The organism is Paenibacillus sp. W2I17, from assembly GCF_030815985.1.
GTDB lineage: Bacteria > Bacillota > Bacilli > Paenibacillales > Paenibacillaceae > Paenibacillus.
Genome location: NZ_JAUSXM010000001.1, coordinates 3,755,557 through 3,768,211 on the forward strand (window position 1 = coordinate 3,755,557; position 12,655 = coordinate 3,768,211).

Here is a 12,655-nt window from a genome sequence, read left to right on the forward strand (position 1 = left end):
GAGATTAACCCTCCAATTCGTAGCGGTAATCTTCAACAACGGTGTTGGCCAGCAGCTTTTCACACATGACTTTCAATCGTTTCTCCGCTTCCGCACGATCTGTTGTAGCTAGGTTCAGTTCCATGACTTTACCGATCCGTACACTTTCCACTTCGTTGAATCCCATTGAATGCAGGGCTCCTTGAACAGCTACGCCTTGCGGGTCGAGTACACTTTGCTTAATAGTGACATATACGGTTGCTTTGATCATGATCCTTATGTTCCTCCTCAGTAATGAACGGGATAAATGCTTTATGCTGTTAAAAAAAGTGACTTTTGGAGCTTGCTCCGGGGCGGATTGTTCTTCCGGTCGCTTGTTGTCCCCGGGTTTTGAACCGCTGTGCGGTCAAAACCCGGGGACAAAGGCGAACGCTATCGCTCCTTTAAGAACAATTCCGCCCCTCCGCTAGTCCATGCGACGTTTTTTAAAGGCCCAAACCTTTACGTTGCACGGTGTGTAATGGTCTAGACTGACCATTACTGGAAACCAGTGAATGGTCTTTAAGTTACATGAGTAACTCTACTGTTTTACTATTTATAGAGTTCCTGTTTAATAGAAGTCTTTGGTTTTAATTGCCTCACCCACCAGTTTGAACACTGGCGGAGGGAAAGATTTGAGCTGGAGAAGCGTAAGCGTTCGCCTTTGCAACCGGAATGTTTCCTTTTGAAAAAAGGATTCCAATCAAAACATTCCGGGGGCAACAGCGATCGAAAGGTAAACTTTCCCATAGCTCTTGCTCAAACGTTAGCTTCCTCAAACGTTAAACTTTATTATTTCGTTAAACGGTTATAAATATCGACGTATCTTGCGGTTGTTGCCTCAACTACCTCTTGTGGGAGTGGATCGGGTTTGCTGTTCTTGTCCCAATCGGTTCCGGCAAGGTAGGTGCGCACTGGCTCTTTATCCATGCTGTCGATCTCGATGTCGAGTTCATAATTCTCTTTGGCCCAGAAGCGTGAAGCATCTGGGGTGAAGATTTCGTCAATCAGGATGACCTTGCCATCCACGATGCCAAACTCGAATTTGCAATCTGCCAGAATGATGCCACGTTGATCACAGTAATCGCGGGCGAATTCATACAGGCGCAAGCTTTTTTCCTGAAGCTCCATTGCAAGTCCGTCTCCCACCAGTTCTTTCATGCGATCCATTGGGATGTCCTCATCGTGACCAACATCGTTTTTGGCTGCCGGGGTGAAAATGGGAACTTCGAGCTTGGCGTTTTTGCGAAGTCCATCAGGCAGTTTAATGCCATTCACTTCACCGCTTGTCTCGTATTGTCTCCATCCCCCACCCGTGATGTATCCACGCACGACACATTCAATATCAATGCGTTCTGCTTTGCGGGTTACCATGATGCGGTCTTTGAGCAATTCAGGGTCTGTGATGAGGTCACCCAGTTGATTCACATCGGTATGAACCACGTGATTCTCCATCATGCTACTTGTCAGTTCAAACCAGAAACTGCTGAGTTTGTTCAGTACGTTTCCTTTCTCGGGAACTGCCGGGTCCAGCACGTAATCAAATGCCGAGATTCGGTCGGTAACCACGATCAGAAAATGTTCACCCAGATCGTACAATTCACGTACTTTTCCTTTATATAACAGAGGTGCTTTAACGAGATCTGCCGCAGTGGACAGTGCCATGGGCTCACCTTCTTTCAGGAGATGTAAAGTATACGTCCAATTCCCCTCTTCACGCGGGTCCACTCCGAATGCAGAACAACCTTCCGATCGCTGTTATCCCCAGATTTTTTGATTCCACTTTTGCAAAGTGAAAATCCGGGGATAAAGGCGAGCGCTTTGCTTCTTCAGGTTTTTTCTGCCTTCTCCGTTCCAGCGTGAACACATAATCAACCTATACTTTTAGGGAGTAGAATAATTCAAAGCCTTATATATTAGTCGTTCAAGCCAAGCTTTTTGAAGATCGTGTCTACGTGCTTCAAGTGCCATGATGGGTTGAACGCATCTGCGATTTCCTCTTCGTTCAGCACTTCCGTGATTTCCGGTGTGGATTTCACGATATCCTGGAATTGACGTTGTTCTTCCCATGCTTGCATCGCACGTGGTTGAACGGTATCGTATGCTTGCTCGCGGCTGAAGCCTTTGTCGATCAGCTTTGTCATTACGCGGCCGGAGAATGGCACGCCGAAGGTACGCTCCATGTTACGTTTCATGTTTTCAGGGAATACCGTCAGGTTCTTCACGATGTTACCAAAACGGTTCAGCATGTAGTTCAGCAGCATCGTAGCATCCGGCAGAATGATACGTTCTACGGAAGAATGTGAGATGTCGCGCTCATGCCAGAGTGTTACGTTCTCGTATGCGGATACCATGTGTCCGCGAATAACGCGGGACAAACCCGAGATGTTTTCACTACCAATTGGGTTACGCTTGTGCGGCATCGCGGAAGATCCTTTTTGACCTTTTGCAAAAGCTTCTTCCACTTCACGGAATTCACTCTTCTGCAGTGCACGTACCTCTGTAGCAAATTTGTCCAGGGACGTTGCGATCAACGCCAGTGTAGCCATATATTCCGCATGACGGTCACGTTGTAATGTTTGGGTTGAGATCGGCGCAGGCTTCGTGCCCAGCTTCTCGCAGACAAACTCTTCAACAAACGGATCGATGTTCGCGTATGTTCCAACTGCGCCTGAGATTTTTCCGTATTGTACATTGTCTGCTGCATGACGGAAACGCTCCAGGTTCCGTTTCATCTCTTCATGCCACAATGCCATTTTCAGTCCAAATGTTGTTGGCTCTGCATGTACACCGTGCGTACGTCCCATCATTGGTGTGTGCTGATAAGCCAGTGCTTTTTCACGAAGAATTTCAATGAAATTCACGATATCCTTTTCCAAAATCTCATTCGCTTGACGCAGTACATAACCCAGAGCCGTATCCACGACATCTGTGGAAGTCAGTCCGTAGTGCACCCATTTCCGCTCCGCACCCAGACTTTCAGATACCGTACGTGTAAATGCGATAACGTCATGACGTGTTTCCTGTTCAATCTCATAGATGCGATCGATGTCAAAAGATGCGTTCTGACGAAGCAATGCTGCTTCTTCCTTAGGGATTACACCCAGTTCGGCCCATGCCTCACATGCACAAATTTCAACTTCCAGCCACGATTGGAATTTGTTCTCTTCGGTCCAGATGGCTCTCATTTCGGGTCTGCTATAACGTTCAATCATGAATTTGTATTCCTCCAGAGGTTAGTTTGTTCAATCCATTGCAATCCTTCTTCAACATCCTGACAGAGCAGATTCACATGCCCCATCTTCCGTCCTGTTTTTGCTTCGGTTTTACCATATATGTGAAGCTTGGGAATCACACCGAGGTCTATCGCTTCTGCATCAGGTTGCCCTGTTCTTGCGATAATGCCCTCCAGATGTTCTCCAAGCACATTGACCATAACAACCGGGCTCAATAACGAAGTGTCCCCAAGTGGTAATCCGCAGATCGCACGGATATGTTGTTCGAACTGAGAAGTCGCACAAGCTTCCATCGTATAGTGACCAGAATTATGCGGTCTTGGTGCCAGTTCGTTAACGTACAGTCTTCCATCCGCCGCTACAAACAGTTCCACAGCCAGCAGCCCAACAGCCTTCATGGATTCTGCTACCGCTGCTGCCAGTTTCTGTGCTTCAATCTGGATGTCTGCAGCAACTCTAGCCGGTACAATTGAAGCATGCAAAATGTTGTTCACATGAATGTTCTCCGCTGGCGGGAACGTTTTGATCTCCCCATTTGTACTACGCGCTACAACGACCGATATCTCGCATTCAAACTTGATGAATTGTTCCAGCACCAGTTCCGCACCTGTAGCTGCAAGTTCTTCGTATGCGGCAACAGCCTGACTTGCTTCCCGGATGACCCGTTGACCTTTGCCATCGTAGCCTCCAGTCACCGTCTTCAGTACACATGGCACTCCAAGTTCGCTAACAGCAGCAAGCATCGTATCCGCACTTGTGATCTCACGATAAGGCGCGACTCTTACTCCAGCAGCTTCGATCGCACGTTTTTCACGTAACCGATGTTGTGTGGTGTACAGTAACGCACTTCCTTGCGGAACGTAGGACTCACGCTCGAGCAGCCCAGCGACTTCTACATCCACATTTTCGAATTCATACGTAATGACATCGCATTCCCGAGCCAGTTCAAGTGCAGCTTTGGCATCGTCATAACCAGCTTCAATCTGACGAGCAACTTGACCACAAGGTGCATCCGCAGCGGGATCAAGAGTAACGAATCGATAACCCATTGCCGTTCCTGCGAGCGTCATCATACGTCCGAGCTGTCCGCCTCCAAGAATGCCGATGGTTGTCTTCCCGGGCAGCAGGACATGCTGTACTTCTCCTGCCGTACTGGATTGATTCCCTGTACTACTCATAGTTCTTCACTGCTTTCGAGTACTTCTTGTTTGATGCGCTCTCGGCGAGCTTCAGAACGGCGTTGGACATCCGGGTCAAAAGCACCGATCATTTGAGCAGCCAGCAATCCTGCATTCGTTGCCCCTGCCTTGCCAATCGCCACAGTTGCGACGGGAATACCACCAGGCATCTGAACAATGGACAACAAGGAATCAAGGCCGTTCAATGCTTTGGATTGAACCGGAACGCCAATGACTGGAAGCATCGTTTTGGCTGCTACCATACCGGGTAGATGTGCAGCCCCGCCTGCGCCTGCAATGATCACCTTGAATCCCCGATCAATCGCCTGCTCTGCGTATTCAAACATCAAATCCGGTGTACGATGAGCTGAGACAACTTTTTTCTCATATCCGATTTCCAATTCATCCAGCACCTCGCACGCATGTTTCATCGTTTCCCAATCCGACTTGCTGCCCATAATTACAGCGACTTGCAGTGACATGAATACATCCAACTCCCGTCTGAGCTTTTTTGATTACATCTGGTATTAATGAATTCATTTACGTGTGAAATGAAAAAATCCGCTACCCGCGAAAACATCACATTTTCTCCGGACACCGGACTCCAAGAAATACGTATCCCTCATTTGGGCATGCCAAAAGGGGCTTGCTGTCCGCATCTGGTTGCATGCGACTCTCAGCCGTATCTCCTCGTAGTCCGGAAATTTACGGTTCCCGGGTAGATACTTCCGGGCCCTATTCCCGGCGTTATACGAGCAAATATCTATCAAACTATCTTCGTTCATTTTGGTAATCTCTTATTACATATTTCGTTCCTACTCGACCTTATTCTTACCTGATCGACACATCTAACATTTTAACAATCCCCTACAGCTAATGTCAACTTAAAGACGAACATTTAACATATTGACAAATATAATGTTCGGGAATTGCTTCTGTAAATTCGCTTAACCATCCATTTCATCCCATAAAAGAAAGCCGGCTCCTCTTCAATCTCTCGAAGACAACCGGCTTCCTGCTTTTCAGTGCGTACACACTTCATCCATTATTATTTTACGACCAGTACTGGAACCTGCGCATGCTGCACCACATTGTGACTGACACTACCCAGGACAAATTCCCGAATACCACCCAGTCCGCGGCTACCAATAATAATGATATCAGAATCATTTTCTTTGGCAAAATCAAGCAATACTTCCGCAGCCGCTCCTTGAATCAGATCCACATTGGCCGTTACACCCGCAGCCTGAATTCGTTCTTTCGCTTCATCTGTCGTCTGCACCGCCAGATTGTAGTAGTCATTATTAAGGGAAGGTGGCAGTGGAGCCAACCCCTCACCGATGAATACACGAGGGAAATCAAAAGCATGAATGACATCCAGTACTGCATTTGGGGACACTTTCGCTAGCTCAATCGCACGATCAAGTGCTTTATTTGAAGCTTTGGAACCATCATAAGCCACTAATATTTTGGAAAATAACATGTGAATCCCGTCCCTTCCTTTATATGTAGAACATGCGAAGCAAGCTTCGGTCTGACATGTAATAAACTAACAAAACCATATAACTCCTTAAACGTTCCAGAGCCACAATGAACCATTTATACGAATGAATTTACATATGAAACCACAGTATGAACGGTTACGCATGTGTTCATTGAATAAAGTAACCATAGATTACCGCATTCAAGAATAACAACAATGGAATGCCAATGGTGAAGCTGGGATGTTTAGTCTTATGCCTTTTCCGATACATCGCAATCCAGACTCCCAAAGCACCGCCTATAAATGCTAATAAGAATAACGTCCGTTCAGGTGTACGGTCACGACGCTGTTGTGCACGCCTCTTATCATCCGACATCACCAGATAACCAACTACATTAATAAATAAAAACCACAATATAAGTCCGGTTTGCATATAATTCTAGCGATCCCCCTGTCCCGGGACATCTCCCTGTCTCCATTATAGTCCTCATCAGAGACATGTTCAACGCACCGGGTAGGGAACCGGAAATTGGTGTATAAACGCTACCTCACTTTGACCTAGGACTCCTGTTTTGGAATTCCGTTCAGGCTTGGTGCTCTTTTGGCTGCTTTGTCCGGGCGCACAGCGATACTCTCTTCCCGAATACTGTCTTTGTTTTGCTGGTTATGGATTTTCTCTGGTTTGTTATGCGGCATATAGGTATCACCTCCTTGGCTTACGTTGCCTGAAAACAGAGGATCTTATACGACTTGGTATGGATAAGTAGAAAAGTCCCAATCAGTTTATTTGGAGTTTTGCTACTCTCCCTTTTTCTCCATAGCCGCCTTCAGCAGTTCACCCAGATTGGAACCGATGGACTCCTGCTTAGCATATTGTTTCACCAGCTTTTGCTGATCGCGTTTGTTCACATGTTGTTTGTCCTTATCCAACGTTTCTGTAATACCACAAGGTAGACATTGTACGTATAACCCCGCCTTGCCTTCTTTGATTTCCATCTTTTTGTGGCACTGCGCACAACGACGGTTGGACAGTCTCTTCTCTGCCGAACGACGATACCCGCAGTCCTCGGTAGGACATACAAGAAACTTGCCGCGCTTGCCTTTCTTCTCCAGTAATCGTGCATTACAGTCAGGGCAATGACTATTCGACACATTATGTGGCTTATACTCCGCTTTACTGCCTTTTACCGTAGACACCAGCTCTTTCGCCATGGATCGGATACCATCCAGAAACGGTCCGGGTTTCCCTTGCCCACGAGCGATGCGTTCCAGTTCAGCTTCCCAGCGGGCGGTCAGATCCGGTGAACGAAGCTGCGGGGCAGCCAGTTCAATCAACTGTTTTCCTTTGCCGGTTGGGTGCATGCTGTTCCCTTGACGATCTATTGTATCGGAACTGACCAGCTTCTCGATAATATCCGCACGTGTAGCCGGAGTGCCGAGTCCATGCTTTTCCATCTGGGAAAGCAGAGCGGCTTCGGTATATCGTTTGGGCGGCATCGTCCGTCCACTTTTAATATGACAACGCTGAACCGTCACGGACTGTCCTTGCTGCACATCTGGCAAAAGCGCACGCTCATGGTCTGCTGCATCGTCAGCCCGGTCATCGTCATCATCGCTGTAATCGCCGCCGTATACTTCACGCCATCCACTTTCTTTCACCGTTGTACCTTTAACATGGAAGGAGTCATTCCCCACCTGAACCGTGATCGCAACCGAATCGTACTTCGCTGCCGGATAGAACAGGCTGATAAAACGGCGTACAATCAGATCGTACAATTTGCGTTCTTCTGGATTCAGTTGATTCAGAAGCACCGTCTGCTCCGTGGGGATAATCGCATGGTGATCCGTAACTTTGCTGTCATCCACAATACGTTTGGTGATATTCAGATTTTTGCGCAGCAAAGGACGTGCCAGCGATGCGTAAGGTCCAATGGCTACACTGTCCAGCCGCTCTTTCAACGTTGCTGTCATATCGGAAGTCAGGTATCGACTGTCCGTACGTGGGTATGTCACAAGCTTGTGCTGTTCGTACAGACGTTGCAGGACATTTGATGTTTGCTTTGCAGAGAAACCATATTTCCGGTTGGCATCCCGTTGCAGTTCCGTCAGGTCATATGCCAGTGGATGTGGTTCCACTTTCTCGCTTTTCTTCACCTGGGCAATCGTGCCCTTGCGCCCATCTACCCGTTTCTTCAATTCTTGCGTTTCTTGAGGGTCGAAAATTCGTGAATCTCCTCCAGCTGCCCGCCACACAGCCTGAAAACCTCCCAAATCTGCCGTTAACGTCTCATACTCCTGTGAGCGGAAACCGTTAATTTCATTTTCCCTGTCCATAATCATACCTAATGTCGGGGTTTGTACACGTCCAGCTGATAACTGCGCATTGAAACGAACGGTTAATGCACGGGTCACGTTAAGTCCAATCATCCAGTCCGCTTCCGCCCGGCAACGTGCAGATTCATAGAGGCGGTCGAACTGACTGCCTGGCTTCAGCGAAGCAAATCCGTCTTTGATCGCCTTATCTGTCTGGGATGAAATCCACAGGCGTTTAAAAGGTTTTTTCCACCCCGCCATCTGCATGATCCAACGGGCCAGCAATTCTCCCTCACGGGCCGCATCCGTCGCAATGACCAGTTCGCCCACATCCTGACGTTTCATCAACTGCTGCACGGCTTTATATTGATGGTTGGTCTCTTTAAGTACTTTCAATTTCGTACGCTCAGGCAGAATGGGCAGGTCCTCCAGATTCCATGTGGCATACTTTTTGTCGTAATCCTCGGGTTCAGCTAATCCAACCAGATGTCCAAGCGCCCAGGTAACGATATATTTTGGGCCTTCCATATAACTTTTATGTTTATCACGCGCACCCATAACTCTGGCTATTTCGCGTGCTACAGATGGTTTTTCTGCGAGTACCAATGTCTTCACTTCATATCTCTTCCTCTCTGGTAGAACGTTATGGCTCTTTATTCCTATCTTTTCATTATATCATTTCACACTAAAGGTATGCTCTGTCATCTCTACTTCCTAATGTACTCGCATCCTGTAACCTCATGTTTAATCAACATATCGAATTCATGTTATATTTATTTACATTAAAATATGTAATAGTTTTTCTGAGTACATGTAAACAGAAGCATGAATAAGTATTAACACAGTAAAGTATTGATGTATACGTTTTTTTGGATAAATATAAACCTTGTAAGATTACCTAACATAACTATACAATGTGTCAAAAGCATAGAAACAGGATCGCTGCTAACACACATCAATGAGACACAGGAAGGGAGCGTGGATGCATGACTTATCATGGATCTGTATTGAAAAAAAGTGGGGCTTTGTTACTGGCGGGAGCTGTTGTTGCCACAACTTGGGGAGGAACGGTGCCTTCGGCATCAGCTGCAACGGCAACGCCTACGAGTAAAACAACAGTAGCTGCGGTATCCAAAGGAAAAGCGCCAGCTACTCCGGCAGCATTTGTTAAGGCCATGGGAAGAAGCAGCAACACTTGCAGGTGTTCCTTTCACCATGGACAAGCTCTCCGGCACAACCGTACAACGTAAAGATGCTGCGGTCGCCTTGCAACAATGGCTCAAGCTGGATTCGACTACCGAATCATTTAAGGATGTCCCGGATGAAGCCACTTTCGCAGGTGCTGTTGGTGCATTGAACACTGCGGGGTTGATGAAAGGTTATACCGATTCCCTCTTCCTTCCAAACGCTGTACTTACCGAGAATGACCTCTCCATACTGAAAGACCGCATTTATAACTACATAAAACCGTTTATCCTGGAGGAAGCAACCATTATGGATCTCCAGGCCGCAATGACGCAAGGAAAACTGACATCAAAAGAGCTGGTTCAGAAATATCTGGACCGCATTGAAAAATACGATGACCAAGGTGTAAGCATCAACGCCGTATTAACCCTGAACCCGGATGCACTCCAAATTGCGGAGCAATTGGATGAAGAACGTGCAGCCCAAGGTGCCCGCGGGCCTCTGCATGGCGTTCCGATTTTAGTGAAAGACAACTTTGATACCAATGACATGCCGACAACCGCAGGCTGTATCTGTCTGAAACATTCAGTCCCTGCTCATGATGCTGAACAAGTGAAGAAACTCAAAGCAGCTGGCGCCATTATTTTGGGCAAAACAAACCTGCATGAATTCGCATTTGGTATCACGACATCCAGCTCATTGGGTGGACAAACGCTTAACCCATACGCCCTGGACCATTATCCAGGTGGCTCAAGCGGTGGAACAGGTGCTGCCATTGCATCTAACTTTGCTGCAGCCGGTATGGGTACAGACACTGGTGGTTCGATCCGAATCCCTTCCAGCTTCAACAGCCTTGTGGGTATCCGTCCAACCATTGGACTGTCCAGCCGTGAAGGTATTATCCCATTGGCTTTGACACAGGATGTCGGTGGACCTATGGCCCGTACAGTTAGTGACGCTGCAATCATGTTGGATGCTACAGCCGGATATGATAAAAAAGATGTCGCTACAGCTTACGCGGTTGGCAAAATCCCTTCCAGCTACACTGATTTCTTGGATGTAAACGGACTGAAAGGTGCACGCATCGGTGTGGCCACAGAACTCATCCCAAGTACCAAAGCTGAAGAAAAAGTCGTTGCTGATGTGATCAACACAGCTGTGGACGAACTGAAGACACTGGGCGCTACCGCAGTTCCCATTTCTATCCCGAACTTAACTGAGATCAATAAGTACCCAAGCCTTAGTGGATATGAATTCAAGTTCCAGTTGAATGACTATCTGGACTCATTGGGTGCAGAAGCTCCATATCACAGTCTGTCCGAGATCATCGCTTCCGGAGAGTTTGATAAGTCCCAAGAACAATCCATGAAAACCCGGGATGCACGCCAAACCCTCGAGACTACCGAATACAAGGACATCGTTCTGAAACGCACCCAAGTTACACGTGAGTCCCTGCTGAAAATTATGGCAGATAATAACCTGGATGCCATCATCTATCCTACGTCCACACAGGCCGCTGGTGTTATTGGCGAAGGACAAAACTCTGGTGGTAACAACCGATTGAGTCCTTTCTCCGGCTTCCCGGCGATTACGGTCCCTGCTGGTTTCACAACCGATGGTTTGCCAGTAGGCATGGAATTCCTTGGTCGTGCCTTTGATGAAGGAACCTTGATCAAGCTGGCTTACAGCTACGAACAAGGTACACATCACCGCCAAGCGCCTAAGCTTACGCCGTAAAATATTTATGGGATTAAGCAATTCCGGTTAACACAAAAAATAGATGCAATCATATCACTTTTTTTGAAACGAGTTAACCCACTAAAGAGACCACCTTCTTCATGACAGCATGAAGTTTGGGTGGTCTCTTTTATGTTCTCTATTTATTTTTGTGTTGCATACCGTCGGATGTTACTCATTCCTGAACCTTGTCTGGCACGCCCCATTTCAGCACCAGACCTGCGTACGTCAGACCACCGCCAAAGCCAAAGAGAGCTACGTTCTGTCCTTCTTTCAATTTCCCTTCATCCACTGCAAGCTGTAAAGCAAGCGGAATGGAAGCAGCAGATGTGTTCCCCCGATACTCGACACTGGTTAAAGTACGTTCCAAAGGAACCGGACCACGTTCGCAAACAGCTTCAATCATTCTCATGTTGGCACTATGCGGGACAAACCAGTCAATCTGGTCAGGGCTTAATTCAGCTTTCGTTATAAGTTTACCCAATTGCTCTGGAATCGTCCGTACAGCCCACTTATAAATCTCTCGCCCATTCTGAACTAAACAACCTTCGCCCTGTAAAGGCTCACCATTCATCTCCGAAGACAGACCACTCTTATAGAGATGTACACCGCCTTCTCCATGTGTACCTGATATGGCTGCCATAAAGTCACCTTCAGCACCCGATGATCTCTCCACCAAGAAGGCCCCCGCTCCATCACCAAACAGTACACAAGTCGTGCGGTCTGTGTAATCCGTAATTTTGGATAATGTCTCTGCTCCAATTACCAGTACTTTGCGGTACATTCCACTGGTCACCAGACTGTCGGCTAGCTGTAATCCGTAGGTAAAACCTGCGCATGCAGCATTTAAATCCAGTACACCCGTGTGTGGGATCTTAAGATTAGCCTGTACTCTGGATGCCGTACTTGGGAAAGCATATTCAGGTGTACTTGTAGCCACAAGGATCATATCTACGTCTTCTACACTTACTTGGTAGCGGCGTATCATATCTTCCACAGCCTTTGTAGCCAGGTCAGATACAAACTGATCTTCAGCTGCAATTCTCCGTTCTCTCATACCTGTACGCTGTACAATCCATTCGTCACTTGTCTCGACCAATTTCTCCAGATCAGCATTCGTTAATATTCGATCCGGTACATACGTCCCCATTGCCGTGATGGTTGCCTTTGATTGATGATTCATACCGGTAGTCACCTCACTTGTTTTTTACCATTATAGCACTAAGTCTTAGTACTTGGTACTAATTTTTTATAATATTTACTCTATTTATACTTGGAATCAGCATTACTTTTATGCGAGTGGAGAGATGTTTCTGAAACATTACCCTATTTACGAGCTTTCTATAGACACTTTGTCCTTATAAAAGAGTTACATCAGTCGAATTAAAAATTACAGGTTAAGGTGAACTTCAATAAAGGGGGCGGGGGATTGACATTTCTGCTAGCTACGTTTGAAGAAACGGATACAAAATCACATAAAAAAACAGATTGTCGCAATATCAACA

General features: G+C 46.9%; 12 protein-coding genes and 1 riboswitch. Of the genes, 2 read left to right on the plus strand and 10 right to left on the minus strand.

The window, feature by feature from the left end:
• Nucleotides 1–4: 4 nt before the first annotated feature.
• The 9 genes from purS to QF041_RS16645 all read right to left on the minus strand — a co-directional run bounded on the left by purS (nucleotide 5) and on the right by QF041_RS16645 (nucleotide 8,843).
• A complete protein-coding gene (gene purS, locus QF041_RS16605) occupies nucleotides 5–250 on the minus strand; it encodes a phosphoribosylformylglycinamidine synthase subunit PurS (RefSeq protein ID WP_307414988.1) in 246 nt (81 codons plus the stop codon).
• A 560-nt stretch (nucleotides 251–810) separates the two neighbouring features.
• Entirely contained in the window at nucleotides 811–1,683 is an 873-nt protein-coding gene (locus QF041_RS16610; protein ID WP_307414989.1) for a phosphoribosylaminoimidazolesuccinocarboxamide synthase, read from the minus strand.
• 251 nt (nucleotides 1,684–1,934) lie between these two features.
• Complete coding sequence (purB, locus tag QF041_RS16615) at nucleotides 1,935–3,233, minus strand: adenylosuccinate lyase (protein ID WP_307414990.1); 1,299 nt, start codon at nucleotides 3,231–3,233, stop codon at nucleotides 1,935–1,937.
• Entirely contained in the window at nucleotides 3,230–4,432 is a 1,203-nt protein-coding gene (gene purK / locus QF041_RS16620) for a 5-(carboxyamino)imidazole ribonucleotide synthase (RefSeq protein ID WP_307414991.1), read from the minus strand. Before purK ends, purB begins: the two co-directional genes overlap by 4 nt.
• Complete coding sequence (gene purE, locus QF041_RS16625) at nucleotides 4,429–4,914, minus strand: 5-(carboxyamino)imidazole ribonucleotide mutase (RefSeq protein WP_017690699.1); 486 nt, start codon at nucleotides 4,912–4,914, stop codon at nucleotides 4,429–4,431. Before purE ends, purK begins: the two co-directional genes overlap by 4 nt.
• Before the next feature lie 191 nt (nucleotides 4,915–5,105).
• Nucleotides 5,106–5,207: riboswitch (purine riboswitch) on the minus strand.
• 273 nt (nucleotides 5,208–5,480) lie between these two features.
• Complete coding sequence (locus QF041_RS16630) at nucleotides 5,481–5,915, minus strand: universal stress protein (RefSeq protein WP_076215141.1); 435 nt, start codon at nucleotides 5,913–5,915, stop codon at nucleotides 5,481–5,483.
• Between the two features lie 169 nt (nucleotides 5,916–6,084).
• Entirely contained in the window at nucleotides 6,085–6,348 is a 264-nt protein-coding gene (locus tag QF041_RS16635) for a DUF1294 domain-containing protein (RefSeq protein ID WP_017690702.1), read from the minus strand.
• A 125-nt stretch (nucleotides 6,349–6,473) separates the two neighbouring features.
• A complete protein-coding gene (locus QF041_RS16640; protein ID WP_017690703.1) occupies nucleotides 6,474–6,611 on the minus strand; it encodes a hypothetical protein in 138 nt (45 codons plus the stop codon).
• 102 nt (nucleotides 6,612–6,713) lie between these two features.
• Nucleotides 6,714–8,843 carry a DNA topoisomerase III gene (locus QF041_RS16645; RefSeq protein WP_307414992.1) on the minus strand — a complete coding sequence of 710 codons (2,130 nt, stop codon included), beginning with the start codon at nucleotides 8,841–8,843 and terminating at the stop codon, nucleotides 6,714–6,716.
• Nucleotides 8,844–9,214: 371 nt separating this feature from the next.
• On the opposite strand from QF041_RS16645, the gene QF041_RS16650 reads away from it, so the two are divergent.
• On the plus strand, nucleotides 9,215–9,478 hold the full coding sequence (locus QF041_RS16650) for a hypothetical protein (protein ID WP_307414993.1): 264 nt from the start codon (nucleotides 9,215–9,217) through the stop codon (nucleotides 9,476–9,478).
• Nucleotides 9,444–11,150 carry an amidase family protein gene (locus QF041_RS16655; RefSeq protein ID WP_307414994.1) on the plus strand — a complete coding sequence of 569 codons (1,707 nt, stop codon included), beginning with the start codon at nucleotides 9,444–9,446 and terminating at the stop codon, nucleotides 11,148–11,150. The genes QF041_RS16650 and QF041_RS16655 overlap by 35 nt, the downstream gene beginning before the upstream one ends.
• A 175-nt stretch (nucleotides 11,151–11,325) precedes the next feature.
• On the opposite strand, the gene QF041_RS16660 is transcribed toward QF041_RS16655, so the two are convergent.
• The gene (locus QF041_RS16660; protein ID WP_307414995.1) at nucleotides 11,326–12,333 is read right to left on the minus strand and encodes a ketoacyl-ACP synthase III; all 1,008 of its coding nucleotides are present in this window, start codon (nucleotides 12,331–12,333) and stop codon (nucleotides 11,326–11,328) included.
• Nucleotides 12,334–12,655: the final 322 nt, after the last annotated feature.